This window comes from Pseudomonas sp. F9001, assembly GCF_013385435.1.
Classification (GTDB): Bacteria; Pseudomonadota; Gammaproteobacteria; order Pseudomonadales; family Pseudomonadaceae; genus Aquipseudomonas.
Genome location: NZ_JACAPX010000013.1, coordinates 266,344 through 289,225 on the forward strand (window position 1 = coordinate 266,344; position 22,882 = coordinate 289,225).

Consider the following 22,882-nt stretch of genomic DNA (forward strand, 5'->3'; position numbering starts at 1 on the left):
GCATCAGGCCCCGGGCGCCCACTCAAAACCGCCCTGCCCCTCAAATGTCGTTTCATCCCTGACGGCCAGCAAAGCCGCAGGCAGGAAGGTCTCGACGTTGACCAGGGCGGTGAAGCGGCGCCCATGCACCGGCATACCCGCTACGTGTGCAACAAGCCTATGGCCCGGCAGCAATCGTCCGGTCGCCGGCTCTTCAGACAGGTGCGGCATTACCAGCTCAACGGATTTTCCATCGACTTGAGCGGACTGCAGGCTCAGGGTGAAATGCCCCTGGCGCCCAAACCGAAAGCCCTCCAGGCCTGCGGGTACGCCCGTAAAGCGCAGCGCCATGGATACCGGCACCTCACAGGCCATGCTCAGGCGAAGCGTGCGCTTGCCCAGCGCGATCTGTGGGTGGCCCCGCTCGGCTTGGCGAACCAGACCGTAATCAACCCGGGGCTGGCTCAAGGACACCTGGCAGTTATCTGCCCGCGCCTCATTGGCCAACACCACGACAAACAGCAGCAGGTAAAGGATAAGCCCATGACGCAGGCGTACACCGTCAAAAGGCCCCACCGGCTCAGAGGGTACGGCAGAGCGCCGAACCTGTTTCATAGAATTTGTCGTCATTGGATTCTGGCTCAAGGTTCAGTTGCAACAAGCAGGTGCTTGAATCTGGCAAGGAGATGTTCAGCGCTCGCGACTCATCCAGGCTGTTAAGGAAGACCATGCCCTCGCCCACGACGCTGGTCAGGAAAGCATTGTTGCTGTCGAAAACCGAGGCTCCCTGGGGCAAGGGTTGGCCCTGCGCGTCACGGACCTCAAGCAATACACGGCGCACTTTCACTACTTCGAAATCGATCGTGTTGAAAGAACCGCGTCCGGCCGCAAGGACCTTGGTGCCGTTTTTCAGATCGATGCGCTTGGGCAGGGATTGGGTTTGCACCTCGACATTGCTGCTGCGGTAGGCAGGCAGGCTGGCGATCACCGCCTGCCCGCGGTAGTCAGTCCAGACCGGCCCCTGCGGCGTCGAAACCTTGGCTGCCCCGACATTACCCACCGAGACAATTCCAAAGGTGTCCTGGACGGCATAGGGCGAGAACGTCATGCCTCTGTCGTGGGCCACCACGCCGCCCTGCAATTGGCCGTTATACCCGGTGCTCAATGAATCATGTCGCACACCCAACCCTATCTGGGTGTAACGCGGCATGGCATTCACGCGGGCGTGAACAGCCTGTGTACGGCTCGCCTGTTCACGCGCAACCCCCACTTCATAGTTCACATAGTCGTTGACCCGATCGCTGAAGGCGGTCCCAAGATCGAACCTGTCGCCCCGCCGACTGGCATACGAGGTGACGCGGCGATCCCCACCGAACGGCACGGTGACCTGCAACCGAAGCGAAAGCCCCTTATCCGACACATCGCTGCGCTCGTCTCGAACGGTGTTCTTGACCTTGCGCGGTCGAGAGCCGCCCACCCGGGAATCCGCAATCAAAGCCACCTGGGTGCCATTGAACTGCTGGTTCCATGAGGCAAAGACGTGTTCGGCGGAGCGATCATCAAATTGCGAGCTGCGGGAATAACTGACGGAAAAGCCTCCCAGGGACGGGTCGACCCAACTCAAACCTACCGTGTATTGGTCCTTGAAGCGGGCATCCCGCTGGTCACGCCGCGTCGGCTGCCCCACTTCCAGTACTTCGCGATAATCCCGCGTCTGGGTAGTGGCACTCGACGTCATTTCAATGCCGGCGAACAGCGGACTTCCCACGGTGACGGAGCTGCGAGCCCCGGTAACTTCGTCCCGGCCATCGCGAGACAGGTTCTGGCGCACGCCAACCGAAAGGTGCTGGAAAAAAACACTGCTCCACACGCCACCCGCCGCCTGGTATTCGTCGGTACTCAACAGGCCGAATCCCAGTGACGAGTTGCGCCCCAATCCCCAGGTCCCACTGCCCATCGCCACGACCGGAGGCTCCCCGGCACCCGGATTTGCCCCGCGCACCTTGCCCAGGGAGAAGTAATAACCGGGCTCTATCGGTACCGCCCCCGCAAAGGACGCGGCAGGGACGGTGAACCCATGCCTGCCACCGCGAGTGCCAATGACACTGACCTCAAGATCGCTGGTGCCATTGAGTATGGGTAATCCGGTCAACGTGAACGGGCCTTCCGGTACCAGTGTGGTATGGATCAACACCCCGGCCTGGCGCACCTCGACCCGGGATGGGCTCTGGGCCAAACCTTCGACCACCACGCTGCTGCCACCCGGGCTGCGCGATTGGCCATCCGGCGAGAGCTGGAAACCCGACAGCTGTAACCCACCGAACACCGGGTTGTTGCTGGAAATCTGCCCGACCTGGAAGGTCGACTTCAGGGGCGCGAAATCGCGTTGGGCGTAGGCATTCACATGCTCGCTGCTGCGCTTGCCGTTATCGGAGACAAAGAATTGGCGGCTTCGGACGATCCAGTTGCCGATATTGAATCCCGCCTCGGTGTAGGCCGAAACCGAGCGGGAAGAGCCGCTGTTGAAGCGCTCTTCGAATCCCTGCACATCGTAATTGAACAAGGCTGCCGTGCCGCCCTGGGAGAAACTGCCGACATCCCATTCGGCCTCGCGCATTGACTGAGTAGGCACCACCAGCGATACCTCATCGCTGCCGGGGCGCAACTTGACGATGGTCGCGGGGTAAGCACCGAGAAAGTCATGACACGCCTGATCGGGCGCGATACCTGGCCGAATAATCGCGGCTGGCAACCGCAACCCGGCCTTGTCCAGCAGGACCGGGGTAAAACACAACTGCCCCTGGTAGTCGAAGCGTGCCTCCACCAGGCCCAATGAGGTGCCGTTGACCTGCAGCCCCACCACGTGCACGCCCTCGCGGAATCGCGCAGCACTGCGAAAATAATGGGCAACCTTCGGGTCGATCCCGTTCGCCGACAAGACCGCCAGATCAAAACCCGATCCGAGCTCCAGCGCGTAGGCGGGAAGGCTCCACAGCGTTGCCAGGCCGATACAAGTCCGGGAAACCGAGGTTCGAATGGGTCGTACAGAGAGGCTCCAATCGTTTGCATGGGTAGCATTTCTCATAGACCGCTCAACCCGCCTCGACAACAACGGAGGCTTCGTAGGCGGTTGCCGAATACCCGTAGACCGTCGCGGGTTGAATCTCGACACCGCTGACCTGGGCCACCGCCTCTTCGATGCGGGTCGATAACACTTCGCCAGGCAGGATATAGGTGCGCGGCAATATCGCCGGGTGCCTCGACGGCAGCAGGTGTACCTCCAGCCCCATCCGGACCACGTAGGCACTGTCGTTATGAACCGTCAGCCGATTTCCCCGCAGCTTCCACTTCAGCAACTTCCATGGCTCCTGATGCCGCGGCAAGCCCTGGGGGTGCAGGATCAGCGGTAAGTCCTGTCGAATGGTCACTCCAATAGTCGAGCGCCCTTCGGCGCGGGCCTGCGGAATACCTTCAAAGGTGACGCGCTTCAATCGCTGAGTCTTGAGCGGCTGCTTCAAGGTACTGATAAACCGCACAAGTTGTGTTTCGCCCGGTTCGACACGGGCGATAGGAGGCGTAACGATCAAGAGTGTCTCCGGATCTTCCGGGACGTTTTGAATGACTGTGTGAAGTAAAGCAGGGCCAGCGTCCGTATTTTTTACGTTGATCGTCGCTTCACCGTTCTCTTCATAAAGAATAACAACGGATGTTTCCGGTTCCATTCCATCCGCTCTTACACTGCCAGAAACTAAAAAATAAAGATTCGCACACCAGAACAGAGCATTAACTGTATTTAAAAGACGACTCATCGAACTCTACCCGCAACCAGATAACGCACCGTTGACAATTACGAAATACCTATACGCATATAAAGAGCCAGCACGAAGCCACGGTGCGCGACCGCCTGCTAAATGCTGGCCATGTTTATAGAGTTAGATTCGAGTTACTACCAAAGTAGCAGCTCCATTCAATTGAATATCCCTGCTGAGATCCAGTGCATCGCCGCGATTGATCACAGCCTTGACTACGAGAGTGCCGGTAACGGAAGAGACCGCGGCTGGAGTTGTGTTGTTATTACGGCTCCAGGAGTGCTGGTAAGGAGATTTTTCGACCTTGCCGTCACTGGTGCTCCAGGCACCGCCGGAGCTTGTCCTTCTAAGCGGGTACAGCGTAGCGCCGACAGTGGTCAAGGTGGCGAGCCTGATCGAATAGCCACCGGTATTCCTGGTTCCGACCGCGCCAAGACCAAAGTTGTGGTTGTCGGTGAAGCCGGTTCCCAGGATCCCCCTTACGACACTGTTTGTTTGTGAGTCAGTAACGGACAGTGCCATCTGAGCAGCCGCCGCACCACAGTTGACGTTTAACGGCAGCGACTTTTCCGGCAGAGGATAGAAAGAGGTCAGCGGAATGCTCGACGCATTGATCGTACCGTAATCAACGGTGCCGCCTGTGGCGCCGAGGTTTACCGTGCATGCAGCTGGTTTAATGGTTCCGGTGACTCTCAGGTTCCCGGCACCACTTGTATTTGCTTGAGTACCCATGCTTACCGCCAGGCCAACGACCACTATTGCCAAACCAAATGTTCTGTTCATGTTCATCCTGTCACTGAAGTTCTCAGGTGCATGTGGTTCGCCGGGCTATTCCATGCCCAACTGCTATCAACCTTGATAGGCAAACTACAAATAGTTAACACCACGGCTTAATTGCCGAGTGACAGTCTCTCTCGTAAACACCCGAAGAAAGAATGAGACGACGCCTGAACTAGTGTCAGAGCGGTAAAAAAACAATGTCCCCTTAGATCATCCTTGCAGTAGTCCTGACTTAATTATCGACTGGAACAAATAACCCAGCCATGTAGGCATATTCAGGAAGCCTATTAAAGCTGGAGATTTCCGTTACTCCACTTGCCCTACGGAACAATCGCCAGGCGCATCAAGAATCGCCCTACATATCCTGCAGATTTTCCTCCAAGACACCGATGAGCGAATTCCGGAAGCACTACGCGTTGGCGTCAGCGGTTGATCGTGGCACGATGGCGAGGTTATCGACCGAGACCCCTTAACCATGCCGCAATCCCAAGCCAAGAATCTGTCCCTGATCGCCGCCATCGACCTGGGCTCCAACAGCTTTCACATGGTCGTGGCCAAGGCCCAGAACGGCGAAATCCGCATCCTTGAGCGGCTCGGCGAGAAAGTGCAGCTGGCTGCCGGGATCGACGACGAGCGTCAGCTCAATGAAGAATCCATGCAGCGCGGGCTCGATTGCCTGAAGCGCTTTGCCCAACTGATCAACGGCATGCCCCCGGGCGCCGTGCGGATCGTCGGCACCAACGCCCTGCGGGAAGCCCGCAACCGGGGCGAGTTCATCCGTCGCGCCGAGGAGATCCTCGGGCACCCGGTAGAGGTCATCTCCGGCCGCGAGGAAGCGCGCCTGATCTACCTCGGCGTGTCCCACACCCTGGCCGACACTCCGGGCAAGCGCCTGGTGGCCGACATCGGCGGTGGCAGTACCGAATTCATTATTGGCCAGCGCTTCGAGCCGCTGCTGCGCGAAAGCCTGCAAATGGGCTGCGTCAGCTACACCCAGCGCTATTTCAAGGACGGCAAGATCACCCCGGCCCGCTACGCCCAGGCTTATACGGCGGCGCGGCTGGAGATCATGAGCATCGAGCACGCCCTGCACCGCCTGACCTGGGATGAGGCCATCGGTTCGTCCGGCACCATCCGCGCCATCGGCCTGGCCCTCAAGGCCGGCGGCCATGGCACTGGCGAGGTCAACGCCGAAGGCCTGGCCTGGCTCAAGCGCAAGCTGTTCAAGCTGGGGGATGCCGAGAAGATCGACTTCGAAGGCATCAAGCCTGATCGCCGCACCATTTTCCCGGCGGGCCTGGCGATTCTCGAAGCGATTTTCGACGCCCTCGAACTGCAACGCATGGACCACTGCGATGGCGCCCTGCGTGAAGGGGTGCTCTACGACCTGCTGGGCCGTCATCATCATGAAGACGTCCGTGAGCGCACCCTCAGCTCGTTGATGGAGCGTTACCACGTCGACCTGGAACAGGCGGCGCGGGTTGAACGCAAGGCGCTGCATGCTTTCGACCAGGTCGCAGCGGACTGGGACCTGGAAGACGGCGTGTGGCGTGAACTGCTGGGCTGGGCGGCCAAGGTCCATGAAGTGGGGCTGGACATCGCCCACTACCATTACCACAAGCACGGCGCCTACCTGATCGAGCACTCGGACCTGGCGGGTTTCTCCCGTGAAGACCAGCAGATGCTCGCGCTGCTGGTACGCGGCCACCGCCGCAACATCCCCCGGGACAAGTTTGCCGAGTTCGGTGCCGAGGGCATCAAGCTGATTCGCCTGTGCGCGCTGCTGCGGTTTGCGATCCTGTTCCACCACATCCGTGGTACCCAGGAAATGCCGCAAGTGGTCCTGCGGGCCAATGCCGACAGCCTGGACGTGGTATTCCCGAAGAACTGGCTGGATGAAAACCAGCTGACCCAGGCGGATTTCGCCCAGGAAGCCGAGTGGCTGACGCGGGTTGGGTTCACGCTGAACGTGCGCTGATATGAGTGAGTGACGCGGAGCGTCACAGGATGTATTCCCACGCAGAGCGTGGGAACAATCCAACGCCACAAAACAAATGTGGGAGCGGGCTTGCTCGCGAAAGCGGTGGATCAGTCGATGAATCTGTTGACTGAAACTCCGCCTTCGCGAGCAAGCCCGCTCCCACATTTTTGACCGCGTCGGTTTTTAGTTCACCGTCAGAATCGGGCTGCCCAGCTTCTCCAGCAATGTCGCCTGGGCGCTGCGCGGGTTCTGGTTGCCGGTCGGGGTGTTGCGCACGTAGCGCCCGTCCGACTGCAGGCTCCAGCTGTGGGTGTTATCGGTGAGATAACTTTCCAGCTCCTTCTTGACCCGCATGATCAGTTTCTTGCCTTCCACCGGGAAGCAGGTCTCCACGCGTTTGTCGAGGTTGCGCTCCATCCAGTCGGCACTGGAGAGGAACATCTGCTCCTCGCCGCCATTGAGGAAGTAGAACACCCGCGTGTGCTCCAGGAAGCGCCCGATGATCGAACGCACGTGGATGTTATGGGAGACCCCGGCGATGCCCGGCCGCAGGCAGCACATGCCACGCACCACCAAATCGATACGCACACCCGACTGGCTGGCCTTGTACAGCGCGCGGATGATCTTCGGATCGGTCAGCGAGTTGAACTTGGCGATGATGTGCGCCGGCTTGCCTTCGAGGGCGAACTGGGTCTCGCGGGCAATCATGTCGAGCATGCCCTTCTTCAGGGTGAACGGCGCGTGCAGCAGTTTCTTCATGCGCAGGGTCTTGCCCATGCCGATCAACTGGCTGAACAGCTTGCCGACGTCTTCACACAAGGCATCGTCGGAGGTCAGGAGGCTGTAGTCGGTGTAGAGCTTGGCGTTGCCGGCGTGGTAGTTGCCGGTGCCCAAGTGGGCGTAGCGCACGATCTCACCGGCTTCGCGGCGCAGGATCAGCATCATCTTGGCGTGGGTCTTGAAGCCGACCACGCCGTAGATCACCACCGCACCGGCCGCCTGCAGGCGGCTGGCCAGTTGCAGGTTGGACTCTTCGTCGAACCGCGCCCGCAGTTCAATCACCGCCGTCACTTCCTTGCCGTTACGCGCGGCGTCTACCAGCGCATCGACGATTTCGGAGTTGGCGCCGGAGCGGTACAGGGTTTGGCGCACAGCCAGCACGTGCGGGTCCTTGGCGGCCTGACGCAGCAGGTCGACCACCGGGGTGAAGGACTCGAATGGGTGCAGCAGCAGAATGTCCTGCTTGCTCACCACACTGAAGATGTTTTCGCTGTTTTGCAGCAGTTTCGGGATCTGCGGGGTGAACGGCGTGTATTGCAGCTCCGGGTGGCTGTCCAGGCCAGTAATGCTGAACAGGCGCGTCAGGTTCACCGGGCCATTGACCTGGTACAGCTCGGTCTCGCTCAGGTTGAACTGCTTGAGCAGGTAGTCGGACAGGTGTTTCGGGCAGGTGTCCGCCACTTCCAGGCGCACCGCATCACCGTAGCGACGGGAGAACAGCTCGCCGCGCAGGGCGCGGGCCAAGTCTTCGACGTCTTCGGAGTCCAGCGCCAAGTCGGCGTTACGGGTCAGGCGGAACTGGTAGCAGCCCTTGACCTTCATGCCCTGGAACAGGTCATCGGCGTGGGCGTGGATCATCGACGAAAGGAATACATAGTTATCGCCAGCGCCCCCCACCTCTTCCGGTACCTTGATGATCCGTGGCAACAGGCGCGGTGCCGGAATGATCGCAAGGCCCGAGTCGCGACCGAAGGCATCGATACCTTCCAGCTCGACGATGAAGTTCAGGCTCTTGTTCACCAGCAGCGGGAACGGGTGCGTCGGGTCGAGGCCGATGGGGGTGATGATCGGCGAGATTTCGTCGCGGAAGTAGCGGCGCACCCAGGTCTTGATCTTGGTGGTCCAGTGCCGGCGCCGGATGAAGCGCACGTGATGCTTTTCCAGTTCCGGCAGCAGGATGTCATTGAGGATCGCGTATTGGCGGTCCACGTGGCCGTGTACCAGCTCGCTGATGCGGGCCAGGGCCTGATGCGGTTGCAGGCCGTCGGCACCGGCTTGTTCACGGGCGAACGTGATCTGCTTCTTCAGGCCGGCGACACGGATCTCGAAGAACTCGTCCAGGTTGCTGGAGAAGATCAGCAGGAATTTCAGCCGCTCCAGCAACGGATAGGACTCATCCAGTGCCTGTTCCAGCACGCGGATGTTGAATTGCAGTTGTGACAGCTCGCGATGGATGTACAGGCTGCTGTCATCCAGGTTGGTAACCGCAACCACCGGTACCGGCGCGGCAGCGGGCGCTTCGGCCACCACGGCAGGCGGGGCCGGCTCCAGCTCCGGCGGGGTCTCGGTAGCTTGTTCGACCACCGGGTGAGCGTCTTTTACGGCAACTTCTGTGAGTCCTTCGGTATTCATCGAGTGTTCCTGTGAGGGCTAGTGTTGCTCTCTAAGCAATTGGGCGGCGCGGGCGGCGAAGTAAGTCAGGATGCCATCAGCACCCGCGCGTTTAAAGGCAGTCAGGGATTCAAGGATCACCCCTTCACTCAACCAACCATTCTGGATCGCGGCCATGTGCATGGCGTATTCACCGCTGACCTGATAGACAAAGGTCGGCACCTTGAATTCCTCTTTGACCCGATAAAGGATGTCGAGGTACGGCATCCCGGGCTTGACCATCACCATGTCGGCGCCTTCGGCCAGGTCCGCGGCCACTTCGTGCAGGGCTTCGTGGCTGTTGGCCGGGTCCATCTGGTACGAGGCCTTGTTGGCCTTGCCCAGGTTCAGCGCCGAGCCCACCGCATCGCGGAACGGGCCGTAATAGGCGCTGGCGTACTTGGCCGAGTAGGCCATGATGCGCACGTTGACGTGTCCGGCCAGTTCCAGGGCTTCGCGAATCGCCTGGATGCGACCGTCCATCATGTCCGAGGGGGCCACCACCTGGGCGCCCGCTGCGGCGTGGGACAAGGCCTGTTTTACCAGCGCATCAACGGTGATGTCGTTCTGAACATAGCCTTCTTCGTCGAGAATGCCATCCTGCCCGTGGGTGGTGAACGGGTCCAGCGCCACATCGGTAATCACCCCCAGCTCCGGAAAGCGTTCGCGCAAGGCGCGGGTGGCGCGCTGGGCGATGCCGTCGGGGTTCCAGGCTTCGGCGGCGTCCAGTGACTTCAGCCCAGACGGCGTGACCGGGAACAGCGCCAGCGCCGGAATCCCCAGTTCAACCCAGTTCGCGGCCTCTTCGAGCAGCAAATCAATGGTCAAGCGCTCCACGCCCGGCATCGACGCCACCGCTTCCCGACGATTTTCACCGTCCAGCACAAACACCGGCAGGATCAGATCATTCACCGTCAGCACGTTTTCACGCACCAGGCGCCGGGAAAAATCATCACGACGGTTGCGACGCAGACGAGTGGCGGGAAACAGGCGGTTGGCGGGGGTAAAGCTCACGGCAGACTCCTGAGCCCGGCTTGACGGGCGAGCGTGACAGTTATAAGCGGCCATTATGACGAAGGAATTACAGTTGTGGTTAGCTCATGCGCCGTAAGGCAACCGGCGTGCGACCTGTAGTCGCATTCGTCGTTTATGTAGGAATTGTTCACTTCGTGACACATCTCGATACTTTCATGAATGTTCACGAAGGCGTAGGCTGCGCGTTCATTTCGCCAGCACCCAGACCATGCTTCAACAATTTCTGCATGACTTCGGCTACTTTGCGCTGTTCCTAGGCACCTTCTTCGAAGGCGAAACCATCCTGGTTCTCGCAGGCTTCCTGGCGTTCCGTGGATACATGGATATCAACCTGGTGGTGGTCGTTGCCTTTTTCGGCAGCTACGCCGGCGACCAGTTGTGGTACTTCCTGGGACGCAAGCACGGCCGCAAACTGTTGGCGCGCAAGCCGCGCTGGCAACTGCTGGGCGACAAGGCCCTGGAGCATATTCGCAAGCACCCGGACATCTGGGTGCTGAGCTTCCGGTTTGTCTACGGTTTGCGCACGGTGATGCCGGTGGCCATTGGTTTGTCGGGCTACCCGCCGGGTCGCTACCTGTTGCTCAACGGGATTGGCGCCGCCGTGTGGGCCGCTGCGCTGGGCGCTGCGGCTTACCATTTCGGCGCGGTACTGGAAGGCATGCTGGGCAGCGTCAAGAAGTACGAGCTGTGGGTGCTGGGCGCACTGCTGGTGCTGGGCCTGGGCTTGTGGATCCGCCGGCGCGTCAAGAACGCCCGCCTGACCCGCGAAGCCTGTGCCGCCGAGAAGGTTCGCCTGGCGGCCGGCGAACCTGAAAAAGCCGAAAAGCCTACGACGCCAGTCGAGTAAGCCGGTCTCTGCAACAGTAGAGGCCGATGCCGCTGAGCAAGCTGTAACTGACCAGGCCCAGCCAGCCCAACGCGCTGGCCGGCCACAGCCCCACCAGCGGCGCCAGCCACACCAAAGGCACATTCAGTGCCAGGCGCACCAGCTCAGCCTTCAACGCCCACGGGCGATTCTCCAGCGCCACCCCCAGGGTAAACAACCCCAATGCCATCGCGCTCCAGCCCAACACCAGGGCAGCGGTCGGCAAGCCCTCGCCGAAATTCATCAGGTAGCTGCCAAAACCCACGTACGCGGCAAACTGCAGCGCGATGTAAATCTGTTGGCGCCCATCCAGCGGCACCTCGAACTTGCGGAACTGGCTCAAGTCCGGCTTGGCCATCGGGTACTTTGCCGCCACATCCGCCGGGCGCCAACCGGTGCGCATGAACCAGATCCGCAGCTTGTCCCACCCACTTTCGGTGCGCCGTGCATCACTCCACAGCTGCGCATAAAACTGCAGGTTGGCCCACAGCGGGTTCCAACTGGCCAAGGGCGTGGTCACGCCAAAGATTACCGGCTCGTTATCGTCTTCTTCCTGGAAGGAGCCAAACAGGCGGTCCCAAATAATGAACACCCCGCCGTAGTTGCGATCCATGTAGAGAGCGTTCTGTGCATGGTGGGCCCGATGATTGGATGGCGTGACGAAGAACCACTCGTACCAGCCGAGCTTCGGCACATGCCGCGTATGCACCCAGAATTGATACAACAGGTTGAGGGACGCCACGCTGATAAACACCACCAGCGGCACGCCCAACACGGCCAGCGGCAGGTAAAAGATCCAGCTCAGCAGGAAGCCGGTGCTGGTCTGGCGCAAGGCGGTGCTGAGGTTGTAGTCCTCGCTCTGGTGGTGCACGGAATGCGCGGCCCAGAGGATGTTGCGCTCATGGCCCATGCGATGCAGCCAGTAGTAGCAGAAGTCATAGAACACAAAGGCGAACACCCAGGTCCAGACGCTCTGGGCCGACAGCTCGATGATCGCCAGGTGCTTGAGGGCGAAGGCATAGGTGAGGATGCCCACCCCTTTGGTCAGCAGCCCCGTGGTGGTGGACAGCACGCCGGTGCTGAGGCTGTTGATGGCGTCGGCCACCCGGTAGTTGCGTTGGCCGCGCCGGTAGTCGGCCAGCAGCTCGACCACGATCAAGGCAATGAAAAACGGTACCGCGTAAGGGACGAAGTCCATGGGCAAGTCCGGTCAATTATTGTTACATCTAGAGTAGGTGTAGCGGCTGGATATCCCATTGGCAATGAGTGACAAATGAGTAGACATTTAACGCCATGAATCAGGAGAAATGCCCATGAGCAAAAAGATTGCAGTGATCCTTTCCGGCTGTGGCGTGTACGACGGGGCTGAGGTTCATGAAAGCGTGATCACCCTGCTGCGCCTGGACCAGCGCGGCGCCGAGGTGCAGTGTTTTGCGCCGAACATTGCCCAGTTGCATGTGATCAACCACCTGACGGGGGAGGAGATGCCCGAGTCGCGCAATGTGCTGGTGGAGTCGGCGCGCATTGCCCGTGGCGAGGTGAAGGACATTCGTGAGGCCAACGCCGAGGATTTCGACGCACTGATCGTGCCCGGGGGGTTTGGCGCGGCGAAGAACCTGTCGAACTTTGCCGTGGAAGGCGCCGGGTGCAGCGTCAACCCGCAGGTGCTGGAACTGGCCGAGGCGTTTGCCGAAGCGGGCAAGCCCGTCGGGCTGATCTGCATCTCGCCAGCGCTGGCAGCGAAGATCTATGGCCCAGGCGTGACCTGCACCATCGGCAATGACGCCGACACCGCAGCCGCCATGGACAAGATGGGCGCCACCCACCAGGAATGCGCGGTCGACGACATCGTCGAAGACAAGGCGCGCAAGCTGGTGAGTACCCCGGCCTACATGCTGGGAAAACGCATCAGCGAAGTGGCGTCAGGCATCAACAAGCTGGTGGACCGGGTGCTGGAACTCACCCACGAGAACGATTAGGCCTTCATCAGCCGGGTCAGAATCCGATCCAGCGAATTGGCAAACGCCTGCTTGTCCTTGTCCCCATGGGGCGGCGGGCCACCGCCCATCTGCCCCTGCTCCCGCAGATCGGTGAACAGGTTACGCACCGCCAGCCGCTCGCTCATGTTCTGCGGGCTGAACTCCTTGCCTCGTGGGTCGAGCGCAGCCACGCCATTCTTCACCAAGCGGTCGGCCAACGGCACATCGCTGCAGATCACCAGGTCACCGGGCACGGCGTGCTCCACCAGGTAGTCATCGGCCGCGTCCGGGCCGCTGGGCACCACGATCAACTTCACGCACGAGAAGCTCGGCTTGATCTGGCTCTGCCCGGCCACCAGCACCACTTCGAACTGGCGCTTGAGGGCGAACTTCACCACCTGATCCTTGGCCGCCCGGGGGCAGGCGTCTGCATCGATCCACACGCGCATGGTTAAGCCACCACCCGGCGCTTTTCAGCGAGCCGGCTGCGACCGTACAGAACCACAATCGCCAGGATCGCCACGGCCTGGGCGCTCAGGGAATAGGCATCGGCGTGAATGCCCAGCCAGTCGAAGTCAAAGAACGCCACCGGCCGGGTGCCGAAGATCCCGGCTTCCTGCAACGCCTTGACGCCATGCCCGGCGAATACCACCGACAGCGCGCACAGCAACGCCGCGTTTATACCGAAGAACAGCGCCAGCGGCAGTTTCGCCGAGCCCCGCAGAATCACCCAGGCCAGGCCCACCAACAGCACCAGCGCCGTGGCGCCACCGGCCAATACCGCGTTGTGCCCGGCAGGGCCGGCCTGCAACCACAGGGTTTCGTAGAACAGGATCACTTCGAACAGCTCGCGGTACACCGAGAAGAACGCCAGCATCGCAAAACCGAAGCGCCCGCCACCGCCCACCAGGCTGCTCTTGATGTAGTCCTGCCAGGCGGCCGCGTGACGGCGGTCGTGCATCCACACCCCGAGCCACAGCACCATCACGCTGGCAAACAGCGCCGTGCAGCCTTCCAGCAACTCGCGCTGGGCGCCGCTGACGTCGATCACATAAGCCGCCAACGCCCACGTCGCCAAGCCGGCCAACAGCGCCAGGCCCCAGCCGACGTTGACGCTGCGCACCGCCGATTGCTGGCCGGTGTTGCGCAGGAACGCGAGAATCGCCGCCAGCACCAGGATCGCTTCCAGGCCTTCGCGCAGCAGGATCAGCAAACCGGAGATGTAGCTCAGGGACCAGCTCAAGCCATCGCTGCCCAGCAGGCCGGCGGACTCGGTGAGCTTGCCCTTGGCCACATCCAGGCGCTGCTGCACTTGCTCGATCGGCAAGCCGTCCTGCAATGACTGCCGGTAGGCCATCAGGGCCTTTTCGGTGTCCTTGCGCACGTTGGCATCAACGTTATCGAGGGAGCTTTCAACCAGCTCGAAACCTTCCAGGTAAGCCGCTACCGACAGGTCGTAGGCCTGCTCGTGCTCGCCATTGCGGAACGCGGCGAGGCTTTTGTCGAGGGTGGCCGCGGTGTATTCAAGCAACTGCGCCGGGCCACGCTTGACCTGCGGCGGTTGGGCGCGCTGGGCGCGGAAGGTGGCAACTGCGCCGGGACCTTCGGCAGCCAGCACTTCGTTGGGGGTCTGGCGCGCGAGGTCGGCGAGGTTGAAGGACTTTTCACTGTTCGCGGCAGCCGGGTCGGCGGTGAAGCCGGCGATATAGGTCGCCAGGTCCCAGCGCTGGCGGTCGTCCAGTTGATCGGCAAACGACGGCATGTCGGTGCCTTCCACGCCCAGACCCAGGGTGTTGTAGATCGCGTAGAGGCTCAAGCGATCGAGGCGTGCAGCGTCCCGCAGGTTGGCGGGCGGCGGCGTCATGCCCACGCTTGCGGCGCCATCGCCGGCGCCTGTGGCGCCGTGGCACACCGAGCAGTTCTGCGCGTACAGCGGCGCACCGCGCGTCGGATCGGGGGTAATGGCCGGGGCCTGGCTGACTTCATAGGCCACTGCCAACTTGGCGCCCAATTGCCGGGCCTGGTGCGCAACCACCGCGCCGTCCTGATGGGCCGTTACGGCGGCCAGCAGTTCATCCACGCCTTTGATCAGTTCGGCGCGCTCGGGCTTTTCCGGTAGATCGGCCACAAGCCCCTGCAACACCCCGAGAAACTCTACCTGTTCACGGTATTCGGAATCATCGATAACCTTGCCCGCCTCCACCGTCGGCGGGTAGTCCGCACCGATGTAATCCAGTAAATGCAGGGCCTGCGGGGCGCCCTCGGCAGTCGCAGCCAGCAGGTTGAAGCTGCACGACATCAACGCCGGAAGCACCAGCCAGGCAAGAAAACGGAAGGGGGCAATCATGAATGAATCTCAAAGGGAAATACGAAGTAACACATTGTCAAACCTTAAGGGGTTTGACTCAAGGCGTTAGTGATTCGGGGATAGGGATAACGACACTGAGGTAGTGGCATCCGAGCTAAAAATCGGATCCAAAAGGCCATTGTTTTGCCAGCAATGCAGCTTATAATGCCGCGCCTTCGTTATTTCGAAATGGCATTTCAGCTCCTCTTTTTATGAGGAATTGGCCGGATCGCAACGCCTTCCTGCCATTGGTGATTCGGCCCGACCAGCACATTCGGCCGATTACGTTCAGGGAAGAAGCTCTCCGATGGCATCTCGCGCCTTTACCTCGCTCGCGCTCGCGGCAGTGACCTTGCTGTCCGGTTGTTCGATGTTTCGCAGCTACGACACCGAGCTGCAAGCCACCAATCAGCAGTTGGCCACCGGCAACGTCGACGCCGCGCTGACGCTGCTTGAGAAGAACAACACCGGCGACGACAAGGACCTTCTCTACTACTTCGAAAAGGGTGAGTTGCTGCGCGCCAAGGGCGACCTGACCGGCAGCCAGGTCGCCTGGCGCAGCGCCGACCTGCAAGTCTACAAGTGGGAAGAGTCGGTCAAGTTCGACACCGACAAGTACCTCGCGCAGTTCGGCGCCTTCCTGGTCAATGACAAGGTCCGCCGTTACGAAGGCTACGACTACGAAAAGGTCATGCTGACCACCCAGATGGCCCTCAACCTGCTGGCGCTGAATGACTTCGACGGTGCCCGCACCGAGATCAAGAAGACCCACGAACGCGAAGCGGTGATTGCCGACCTGCGGGACAAGGAATACCTCAAGAGCGAAAACGAGGCCGAGCGCCAGGGCATCGCGACCCAGTTCAAGGACCTGCGCGGCTACCCGGTGGAAAGCCTCAATGCCCCTGAAGTGGTAGGCCTGAAGAACAGCTACCAGAGCGCTTTCAGCCACTACCTGGCCGGCTTCGTCTACGAAGCCCTGGGCGAAAAAGACCTGGCCGCACCGGGTTATCGCAAGGCCGCCGAACTGCGCCCCAACACACCGCTGCTGGAACAGGCCCTGCTCGACCTGGACAAATCCAAGGTCGGTGCGGACGAGACTGACGTGCTGATCGTGGTGCAAAGCGGCCTGGCGCCGGCCCGCGACTCGATTCGCCTGCCGTTGCCGATCCCCATCGACGGCCACCTGGTGATCACGCCACTGTCGTTCCCGGTGATCAAGCCCGACACCTCGACCGCGCCCTTCGCCCAGATCGGTGTCGACGGCCGGCAACAGAACCTCACTGCCCTCAACAGCACCACCGCCATGTCCCGCCGCGCCCTGCGGGATGACATGCCGGGGATCATCCTGCGCACCACCGTGCGCGCCGTCACTCGCGGCATCACCCAGAACAACCTGAACAAGACCAACCCGATGGCAGGCCTGGTACTCGGTATTGCCTCGGCCGTCACCGAAGGCGCCGACACCCGCACCTGGCGCACCCTGCCGGACATGACCCAGGTGACACGCCTGCGCCTCAAGCACGGCGAGCACCAGGTCAGCCTGCCCAACGCCCTGGGCGGCACGCTGGTGACGGTCAAGGCCGATCAGCGCTACCAGGTGATCACCCTGCGCGTGGTTGGCAACCAAGTCTTCGCCGGCGGTCTTGCAGCCCACGTGGTGCAGAACAATCCGCCCCAGGCCGTCGCCACTCTCAAACAACCTTAAGGAGCACGCTATGCGTCATTTCATCCTCGGCGCCCTGGCGCTGGTCCTGCTGGCCGGTTGCGCCACCCCGCCACCGCCGGAACCCGGAAGCGCCGCGAGCAAGATCGTGGTGATGGGCAAGTTCAAGGGCATCGCCGTCGGCGCCATCCGTGTCGCCCGGGAAAACGGTTTCCTGACCGCCAAGGTGCAGTTGAGCAACATCACCAGTAGCAACCAGATGATGTATTACCGCTTCGCCTGGCTGGGTGCCGACGGTTTCCCGGTGGGTGATGAAGAGACCTGGAAGGTGCTGAACCTCTACGCAAACCAGGCGACCTTCCTGCCGGCCATCGCCAACCTGCCCCAGGCTGCCGACTTCCGCCTTGAAGTGAAGACGCCTTGATCCACCCACTCATTCAGTTTCAGAGAGACATCCCCATGTTTGCACGCTTCTCGTTCCTCGCCGTGGTGGCCGTCCTGGCCAGCGGCTGCGCCAACACCTCGCCAGTCCTGGGCGGTAAAAACATCAGCTACGGCGACAGCAAGGCCGTGGAACTGGTGACCAACGAGTTCGGCTCCACCGACCTGCAGATGATCGCCGAAAGCATGACCCGCTCCCTGGCCCAGTCCGGCATCCTGCAAGGCCGCCCGGTGGTGCAGGTGTATGACGTGAAGAACAAGACCAGCGAGTACATCGATACCCGCGAGATCACCACGTCGATCAAGACCCAGCTGATGAAGACCGGCACCGCCCGCTTCGCCAGCGACAACACTGACATGCAAAGCCAGGTCGACCAGCTGAAACTGCAGAACCAGAGCGGCCTGTACAAGAAGTCGACCGTCAGCAAGACCGGCAACATGGTCGCCGCCAAGTACCGCCTGGAAGGCTCCATCAGCTCCATCGTCAAGCGCAGCTCGGACTACAAGGACGTGTTCTACAAGTTCAGCCTGCAACTGGTCGACGTCGAAAGCGGCCTGGCCGAATGGATGGACGAAAAAGAAATCCGCAAGACCACGGAGCGCTAAGCAATGCGTGCATGGATCGGCATGATCGGCCTGCTGTGCGCCTTTGGCGCCTCGGCCGCACCGAAGATCGCGGTAACCGACCTGGCCTACGAGGCTCGCGTGGAGGAGTACATCCACCAGGTCGCGGCCAGCAACAATTTCCAGGCCAGCGCCTACAACGCCAGCGGCGGCTCGAGCTACAGCGAGTATGAAAGCCGTACCAGCTACATCGAGCAGACCGAGCTGCGCAAGTTCAGCGGCGACATCAAGGGGGAAATCCTCAAGTCGCGGCAGTTCCAGCTGGTGCAGGGCACGCCTTACACCGCAGACGCCAAGGGCGATGTGTATGACGTGATCAAGCGGATCAAGGCCGGTAACTTCAAGGGTGCGGACTACGTGCTGTTCGGCACCTTGTCGGACATCGACTTCACCCAGGACATCAACGCGCTGGACCACACCAACAGCTACTCGGCGGTGCTGGGCCTGACGCTGGTGGCGGATTTCAGCCTGATCAACACCCGCACCTTTGAGATCACCTCGGCGTTTACCGCCATGGGCGAAGGCCAGGACACCAAGCTGGTGAACAACCGTGACGTGCGCGTGAGCCTGAACCGGCCTCGCGTGGTGCGGGAAGTGTCGAAGGCGTTGGGCGAGGATGTGGCGCGGCAGTTGGCCGAACAACTCGGCGGTGGTTATCAGGAAGCACCTGGACAGCCTGCATTGCGCAATAACCTGCCACGGGATGAAGCGCCGAAGATCCTGCGCTGAACGAAAATCCCGCTACCGACATAAAACCAATGTGGGAGCGGGCTTGCTCGCGAATGCGGTGGATCAGTCAATACATCTGGTGACTGACACTGCGCATTCGCGAGCAAGCCCGCTCCCACATTTTTGATCCGGTTTCGTCAGTTAAGCCGTTGCGCGATGCAAGCTGGCCAGGAACCCCGCCGCCCCAACGAACAAGCCAGCAAACGTACGGTTCATGCGTTTCTGCTGCTTCGGTGTGCGCAACAGGCGCAACACTTTCGACGCCAGCCCGGTGTAGCCAGCCATCACGATCATGTCCACGCAGATCATTGTCGCACCCAGGATCAGGTACTGGTTCAGCAACGGCGCCTGCGGGTTCACGAACTGTGGCAACACCGCCAGCATGAACACCAGGGCCTTGGGGTTGCTGGCGTTGACCAGAAACCCACGGAACATCATCGCCATCGGCTTGCCGATCGGGCGGATCGCCGCGTCATCGCTAAGGTCGGTTGGCAGCGCGCGCCATTGCTTGATGGCCAGGTACACCAGGTACGCCACACCGAACCACTTGATCGCATAGAACGCGGTGGAAGATGCCGCGAGAATCGCCCCCAGGCCACCGGCGACCACGGCAATCTGCATCGCCAGGCCCAATTGCAGGCCCAGGGCATTCCAGTAACCGCGCAGGAAACCGTATTGCAGGCCGCTGGACATCGACGCAATGGCACCGGCGCCAGGGGAAAGACTGATGATCCAACTGGCCAGGAAAAAGGCCAGCCATGTGTCGAGCGCCATTACACACCTCAGAGCTTAGTTTGCTGAATGTTTCTAAACTAACGCTGCCGGCCGAGAAATGGCTAGAAAAATTTTGGGGTGCGCCTTTGTGGCGAGGGGGCTTGCTGTGGCGAGGGAGCTTGCTCCCGCTGGAGTGCGTAGCGCTCCCGGCTTTTTTTGGGGCTGCTACGCAGCCCAGCGGGAGCAAGCTCCCTCGCCACAGATTAAGGCAGCACGTCGCTGTCGCGCCAACGGCGCACCGAGCGCTGGAAGAACAGGCTGTTGGGCACTTGCACCATGACACTGCCGGTACCGGCCTCTTCCACTTCGATCAGCGTGGTGTAGAGCAGGTTGATCGCCACCACCCGGCCTTTGACGCCGGGCTTGTCGACGGTGTCCACCAACTCGACCACATCGCCCAGGCGGAACGGCCCGACGGTGAAGATCAGGATGGCGCACAGCAGGTTGGACAACACCGACCACATGGCGAAGAACGCCACCGCGGCCACCGCCACAAAACCCGACAACGCTGTCCACAACACCGTGGCAGAGACGCCCAGGCGCTCCAGCACGAAGATCAGCGCGCTGCCCATGATCAGCCAGCGCAGGCCGCCGCGCAGCGGCATCAGCAACTGCGGCGGGAACGGATAACGTTCCCCCAGGCGGTTCAGGCATTTGGCGACGAAACGCTGGGCGAGATAGCCGGCCAGCAGGATCAGCAGAATCTGTACGGCCACCCAGATCGGCGCGATCCATTGGGCCGGCAGTTGCAGCGCTTCCATCAGGACAGCGCCTCCAGCTCTGCTTGCAAGGATTCCAGCAGTTCGAGGGCTTCCATCCAGGTCTCCTCCAACTGCGCTTCACGTACCTTGAGCTTGGCCTGTTCAGCCAGCAGGTCGCGCAATTCATCCTTGCGGGCAGGCTCGTAGACGGCGCTGTCACCCAGGCTGGTTTCGATCTTCGCCAGCTTCTCGTGGATCTTGCCCAATTCGGCTTCCAGCTTGTCCGCTTCACGCTTGTGCGGGGCCAGTTGCTGACGCAATGCAGCCGCGGCCTGGCGCTGGGCCTTCTTGTCGGTCTTGTCCGGGTTGACCGGCGTGTTGCTGACCGGCGCGTTGCGCAGGCGGTAGTCCGACAGCCAACGGGCATAGTCTTCCAGGTCGCCGTCGAATTCCTCGACCTTGCCATCAGCCACCAGCAGGAAGTTATCCGTGGTGCTCTTGAGCAGGTGGCGATCGTGAGACACCACCAGTACCGCGCCGCTGAATTCCTGCAGGGCCATGGTCAACGCCAGGCGCATTTCCAGGTCGAGGTGGTTGGTCGGTTCGTCGAGCAGCAACAGGTTTGGCCGGTCCCAGGCGATCAGGGCCAGGGCCAGGCGGGCCTTTTCGCCACCGGAAAAATTCAGCACCGGCTCGTCGATGCGCGCACCACGGAAGTCGAAACCACCGAGGAAGTCCCGCAGGGTCTGTTCGCGTTCGGTCGGCGCCAGGCGCTGCAGGTGCAGCAGCGGGCTGGCCTTGGCGTCGAGGGAGTCCAGCTGGTGCTGGGCGAAGTAGCCCACCACCAGGTTCTCACCGCGCACCAGGCGACCGGCCAGGGGCTGCAATTCGCCCGAGAGGTTTTTGATCAAGGTCGACTTGCCCGCGCCGTTGGGGCCGAGCAGGCCGATCCGCGCGCCAGGGGTGAGCTGCAACTTGACCTTCTCGAGGATGGTCTTGTCGCCATAGCCCAGGCGGGCATCGGAAAGGTCCAGCAGCGGGCTGGAGATTTTCACCGATTCGCGGAACACAAAGTCGAACGGTGAATCGACGTGGGCCGCCGACAGTTCTTCCATGCGCTCCAGGGCCTTGATCCGGCTCTGGGCCTGACGGGCCTTGGTGGCCTGGGCCTTGAACCGGGCGATGTAGCTTTCCATGTGCGCGCGCTGCGCCTGCTGCTTCTCGTAGGCCTGCTGTTGCTGGGCCAGGCGTTCGGCACGGGCGCGTTCGAAGGCGCTGTAGCCGCCGCGGTACAGGGTGATTTTCTTCTGGTCGACGTGGGCAATGTTGTCCACCACGGCGTCGAGGAAATCCCGGTCGTGGGAAATCAGCAGCAAGGTGCCCGGGTAGCTTTTCAGGAAGTCTTCCAGCCACAGGATCGCATCGAGGTCCAGGTGGTTGGTCGGTTCATCGAGCAGCAACAGGTCCGAGGGGCACATCAGCGCCTGGGCCAGGTTCAGGCGCATGCGCCAGCCACCGGAGAAGTCGGCGACCGGGCGGTCCATCTGTTCGTTGGTAAAGCCAAGGCCGGCAAGCATCTTGCGCGCACGCGCGTCGGCGGTGTAGCCGTCGGCGCTGTCCAGTTCCGAGTGCAGGCGGGCCTGTGCGGCGCCGTCCTGGGCTTTCTCGGCCTCGGCGAGGTCGTGTTGCACCTGGCGCAGGCGCAGGTCGCCATCGAGCACGTAGTCGATCGCAATGCGGTCGAGGGTGTCGATCTCCTGGCGCATATGGGCGATGCGCCAGTCGGCCGGCAGCAGACAATCCCCGGAGTCGGGAGTCAGCTCACCCAGCAGCAAGGCGAACAACGTGGATTTTCCGGCGCCGTTGGCACCGATCAGGCCGGCTTTGTGACCGGCGTGCAGGGTCAGCTCGGCGTCTTCGAGAAGACGTTGCGGGCCACGCTGTAATGTTAGGCTTTGAAGTCGGATCATAATGGCGGCGGAGTCTACCAGCTTCGTTGGCCGCTGGCTTGGGTGTGAATATGTGCGCTGACCTGTGGAGCTTTGCCCTCTCGACTTACGCCCGCCCGGGCGTCGAGGACGCGTGCCTGCGCTTGCAGGCGCAAGGGGCTGATGTGTGCCTGGTGTTGTGCGGGTTGTGGCTGGAGCAGCGGGGTGTGGCGCCGGAAACGTCGCGCTTGCAGGCACTGCGGCAGATCGCCGGGCCGTGGCAGGCGGAGGTGGTTGAACCGCTGCGGCAAGTACGCACGCGATGGCGGGCCATGGCGCAGCAGGATGCTGAGCTGGGAGCGTTACGGGAGCGGGTCAAGGCTTTGGAATTGGATGCAGAAAGGCTGCTGCTATCACGCCTGGAAGGTGTGGCGCAGCGTTGGCCGATGGCCGAGGTGAATCATCAAGCATGGGTTGAAGGACTGGCGGCCGAAGCCGCCAACCTTGACCACGACGCGCTGCATCAGCTGCGCGCCGCGGTTACCGGCACTTAGGAAGCGCTGGTTGGGGTGACGCTTGGCGCTGCCGGTGCAGGCGTGCTGCTGGCCGGAGCGGTTGGCGCTGTGGTGCTGGCAGCAGGTGCAGCCGGGGTCGCAGGCTTCGCAGCTGGAGTAGCTGGTTTGGCTGGTGCTGGCTTGGCGGCGGCAGGTTTAGCGGCTGGTTTGGCAGCAGCAGGTTTGGCGGCCGGCTTGGCAGCTGGTTTCGCAGCAGCAGGTTTAGCGGCCGGCTTCGCGGCTGGTTTTGCAGCAGCAGGTTT

At 61.6% G+C, this 22,882-nt stretch carries 21 protein-coding genes; 8 read left to right on the plus strand and 13 right to left on the minus strand.

All coding sequences use genetic code 11. The annotated features are described in order from the left end of the window. Positions 1–3: 3 nt before the first annotated feature. The 4 genes from HX818_RS13820 to HX818_RS13835 form a co-directional block, all read right to left on the minus strand. Positions 4–594 (minus strand): hypothetical protein, encoded by a 591-nt coding sequence (locus tag HX818_RS13820; RefSeq protein WP_177020280.1) that lies wholly within the window; start codon positions 592–594, stop codon positions 4–6. Beyond that, complete coding sequence (locus HX818_RS13825; RefSeq protein ID WP_256346327.1) at positions 560–3,064, minus strand: fimbria/pilus outer membrane usher protein; 2,505 nt, start codon at positions 3,062–3,064, stop codon at positions 560–562. Before HX818_RS13825 ends, HX818_RS13820 begins: the two co-directional genes overlap by 35 nt. A 7-nt stretch (positions 3,065–3,071) precedes the next feature. Next, complete coding sequence (locus HX818_RS13830) at positions 3,072–3,788, minus strand: fimbria/pilus chaperone family protein (RefSeq protein ID WP_207241471.1); 717 nt, start codon at positions 3,786–3,788, stop codon at positions 3,072–3,074. 123 nt (positions 3,789–3,911) lie between these two features. Beyond that, positions 3,912–4,571 (minus strand): DUF1120 domain-containing protein, encoded by a 660-nt coding sequence (locus HX818_RS13835; protein ID WP_008438866.1) that lies wholly within the window; start codon positions 4,569–4,571, stop codon positions 3,912–3,914. 472 nt (positions 4,572–5,043) lie between these two features. Between HX818_RS13835 and ppx the strand changes: the two genes are divergently transcribed. Continuing rightward, positions 5,044–6,546, plus strand: a complete 1,503-nt coding sequence (ppx, locus tag HX818_RS13840) for an exopolyphosphatase (RefSeq protein ID WP_003214007.1) — start codon at positions 5,044–5,046, stop codon at positions 6,544–6,546. Positions 6,547–6,732: 186 nt separating this feature from the next. Here the strand turns inward: ppx and ppk1 are convergent, their stop codons facing one another. Both ppk1 and hemB read right to left on the minus strand, forming a co-directional pair. Next, on the minus strand, positions 6,733–8,961 hold the full coding sequence (ppk1, locus tag HX818_RS13845; protein WP_003214009.1) for a polyphosphate kinase 1: 2,229 nt from the start codon (positions 8,959–8,961) through the stop codon (positions 6,733–6,735). Between the two features lie 18 nt (positions 8,962–8,979). Then, positions 8,980–9,993 (minus strand): porphobilinogen synthase, encoded by a 1,014-nt coding sequence (gene hemB, locus HX818_RS13850; RefSeq protein ID WP_087693295.1) that lies wholly within the window; start codon positions 9,991–9,993, stop codon positions 8,980–8,982. A 229-nt stretch (positions 9,994–10,222) separates the two neighbouring features. On the opposite strand from hemB, the gene HX818_RS13855 reads away from it, so the two are divergent. Continuing rightward, positions 10,223–10,861 carry a DedA family protein gene (locus tag HX818_RS13855; RefSeq protein WP_003214015.1) on the plus strand — a complete coding sequence of 213 codons (639 nt, stop codon included), beginning with the start codon at positions 10,223–10,225 and terminating at the stop codon, positions 10,859–10,861. On the opposite strand, the gene HX818_RS13860 is transcribed toward HX818_RS13855, so the two are convergent. Then, positions 10,842–12,077, minus strand: coding sequence for a sterol desaturase family protein (locus HX818_RS13860; RefSeq protein ID WP_003214017.1), 1,236 nt, complete (start codon positions 12,075–12,077; stop codon positions 10,842–10,844). The two genes, HX818_RS13855 and HX818_RS13860, sit on opposite strands and share 20 nt — an antisense overlap. A gap of 115 nt (positions 12,078–12,192) precedes the next feature. Between HX818_RS13860 and elbB the strand changes: the two genes are divergently transcribed. Further along, positions 12,193–12,858, plus strand: coding sequence for an isoprenoid biosynthesis glyoxalase ElbB (elbB, locus tag HX818_RS13865; protein WP_003214018.1), 666 nt, complete (start codon positions 12,193–12,195; stop codon positions 12,856–12,858). Here the strand turns inward: elbB and HX818_RS13870 are convergent. Together HX818_RS13870 and HX818_RS13875 are read right to left on the minus strand one after the other, a co-directional pair. After that, positions 12,855–13,307, minus strand: a complete 453-nt coding sequence (locus tag HX818_RS13870) for a YaiI/YqxD family protein (RefSeq protein ID WP_003214020.1) — start codon at positions 13,305–13,307, stop codon at positions 12,855–12,857. The two genes, elbB and HX818_RS13870, sit on opposite strands and share 4 nt — an antisense overlap. A 2-nt stretch (positions 13,308–13,309) precedes the next feature. After that, positions 13,310–15,205 carry an FTR1 family protein gene (locus HX818_RS13875; RefSeq protein ID WP_177020282.1) on the minus strand — a complete coding sequence of 632 codons (1,896 nt, stop codon included), beginning with the start codon at positions 15,203–15,205 and terminating at the stop codon, positions 13,310–13,312. 307 nt (positions 15,206–15,512) lie between these two features. Here HX818_RS13875 and HX818_RS13880 point away from each other — a divergent pair, with 307 nt between their 5' ends. The 4 genes from HX818_RS13880 to HX818_RS13895 are packed head-to-tail and all read left to right on the plus strand — an operon-like array spanning position 15,513 to position 18,662. Continuing rightward, positions 15,513–16,910 (plus strand): COG3014 family protein, encoded by a 1,398-nt coding sequence (locus tag HX818_RS13880; RefSeq protein ID WP_003214023.1) that lies wholly within the window; start codon positions 15,513–15,515, stop codon positions 16,908–16,910. Between the two features lie 10 nt (positions 16,911–16,920). Continuing rightward, positions 16,921–17,292, plus strand: coding sequence for a YcfL family protein (locus HX818_RS13885; RefSeq protein ID WP_008439304.1), 372 nt, complete (start codon positions 16,921–16,923; stop codon positions 17,290–17,292). A 35-nt stretch (positions 17,293–17,327) separates the two neighbouring features. Beyond that, the gene (gene lpoB / locus HX818_RS13890) at positions 17,328–17,915 is read left to right on the plus strand and encodes a penicillin-binding protein activator LpoB (protein ID WP_003214026.1); all 588 of its coding nucleotides are present in this window, start codon (positions 17,328–17,330) and stop codon (positions 17,913–17,915) included. A gap of 3 nt (positions 17,916–17,918) precedes the next feature. Then, positions 17,919–18,662, plus strand: coding sequence for a hypothetical protein (locus HX818_RS13895; protein ID WP_008439305.1), 744 nt, complete (start codon positions 17,919–17,921; stop codon positions 18,660–18,662). A 141-nt stretch (positions 18,663–18,803) separates the two neighbouring features. On the opposite strand, the gene HX818_RS13900 is transcribed toward HX818_RS13895, so the two are convergent. The 3 genes from HX818_RS13900 to HX818_RS13910 form a co-directional block, all read right to left on the minus strand. Next, complete coding sequence (locus tag HX818_RS13900) at positions 18,804–19,436, minus strand: LysE family transporter (protein WP_003208844.1); 633 nt, start codon at positions 19,434–19,436, stop codon at positions 18,804–18,806. A gap of 203 nt (positions 19,437–19,639) precedes the next feature. Beyond that, on the minus strand, positions 19,640–20,197 hold the full coding sequence (locus tag HX818_RS13905; RefSeq protein WP_177020283.1) for a mechanosensitive ion channel family protein: 558 nt from the start codon (positions 20,195–20,197) through the stop codon (positions 19,640–19,642). Beyond that, a complete protein-coding gene (locus tag HX818_RS13910) occupies positions 20,197–22,107 on the minus strand; it encodes an ATP-binding cassette domain-containing protein (RefSeq protein WP_003208841.1) in 1,911 nt (636 codons plus the stop codon). The genes HX818_RS13905 and HX818_RS13910 overlap by 1 nt, the downstream gene beginning before the upstream one ends. 50 nt (positions 22,108–22,157) lie before the next feature. On the opposite strand from HX818_RS13910, the gene HX818_RS13915 reads away from it, so the two are divergent. Further along, positions 22,158–22,619, plus strand: a complete 462-nt coding sequence (locus HX818_RS13915) for a TIGR02444 family protein (protein WP_008439308.1) — start codon at positions 22,158–22,160, stop codon at positions 22,617–22,619. Here the strand turns inward: HX818_RS13915 and HX818_RS31235 are convergent. Further along, the coding region (locus HX818_RS31235) for a hypothetical protein (protein ID WP_177409872.1) at positions 22,616–22,882 on the minus strand (267 nt) is incomplete at its 5' end. The two genes, HX818_RS13915 and HX818_RS31235, sit on opposite strands and share 4 nt — an antisense overlap.

Bases quoted from the DNA above. Each gene is read 5' to 3' on its own strand.
- HX818_RS13905 (WP_177020283.1), bottom strand. From the start codon at position 20,197: ATGGAAGCGCTGCAACTGCCGGCCCAATGGATCGCGCCGATCTGGGTG.
- ppx (WP_003214007.1), top strand. From the start codon at position 5,044: ATGCCGCAATCCCAAGCCAAGAATCTGTCCCTGATCGCCGCCATCGAC.
- HX818_RS13910 (WP_003208841.1), bottom strand. From the start codon at position 22,107: ATGATCCGACTTCAAAGCCTAACATTACAGCGTGGCCCGCAACGTCTT.
- HX818_RS13900 (WP_003208844.1), bottom strand. From the start codon at position 19,436: ATGGCGCTCGACACATGGCTGGCCTTTTTCCTGGCCAGTTGGATCATC.
- elbB (WP_003214018.1), top strand. From the start codon at position 12,193: ATGAGCAAAAAGATTGCAGTGATCCTTTCCGGCTGTGGCGTGTACGAC.
- HX818_RS13875 (WP_177020282.1), bottom strand. From the start codon at position 15,205: ATGATTGCCCCCTTCCGTTTTCTTGCCTGGCTGGTGCTTCCGGCGTTG.
- lpoB (WP_003214026.1), top strand. From the start codon at position 17,328: ATGTTTGCACGCTTCTCGTTCCTCGCCGTGGTGGCCGTCCTGGCCAGC.
- HX818_RS13820 (WP_177020280.1), bottom strand. From the start codon at position 594: ATGAAACAGGTTCGGCGCTCTGCCGTACCCTCTGAGCCGGTGGGGCCT.
- HX818_RS13825 (WP_256346327.1), bottom strand. From the start codon at position 3,064: ATGAGAAATGCTACCCATGCAAACGATTGGAGCCTCTCTGTACGACCC.
- HX818_RS13860 (WP_003214017.1), bottom strand. From the start codon at position 12,077: ATGGACTTCGTCCCTTACGCGGTACCGTTTTTCATTGCCTTGATCGTG.
- HX818_RS13855 (WP_003214015.1), top strand. From the start codon at position 10,223: ATGCTTCAACAATTTCTGCATGACTTCGGCTACTTTGCGCTGTTCCTA.
- ppk1 (WP_003214009.1), bottom strand. From the start codon at position 8,961: ATGAATACCGAAGGACTCACAGAAGTTGCCGTAAAAGACGCTCACCCG.
- HX818_RS13895 (WP_008439305.1), top strand. From the start codon at position 17,919: ATGCGTGCATGGATCGGCATGATCGGCCTGCTGTGCGCCTTTGGCGCC.
- HX818_RS13880 (WP_003214023.1), top strand. From the start codon at position 15,513: ATGGCATCTCGCGCCTTTACCTCGCTCGCGCTCGCGGCAGTGACCTTG.
- HX818_RS13835 (WP_008438866.1), bottom strand. From the start codon at position 4,571: ATGAACAGAACATTTGGTTTGGCAATAGTGGTCGTTGGCCTGGCGGTA.
- HX818_RS13885 (WP_008439304.1), top strand. From the start codon at position 16,921: ATGCGTCATTTCATCCTCGGCGCCCTGGCGCTGGTCCTGCTGGCCGGT.
- HX818_RS13870 (WP_003214020.1), bottom strand. From the start codon at position 13,307: ATGCGCGTGTGGATCGATGCAGACGCCTGCCCCCGGGCGGCCAAGGAT.
- HX818_RS13830 (WP_207241471.1), bottom strand. From the start codon at position 3,788: ATGAGTCGTCTTTTAAATACAGTTAATGCTCTGTTCTGGTGTGCGAAT.
- HX818_RS13915 (WP_008439308.1), top strand. From the start codon at position 22,158: ATGTGCGCTGACCTGTGGAGCTTTGCCCTCTCGACTTACGCCCGCCCG.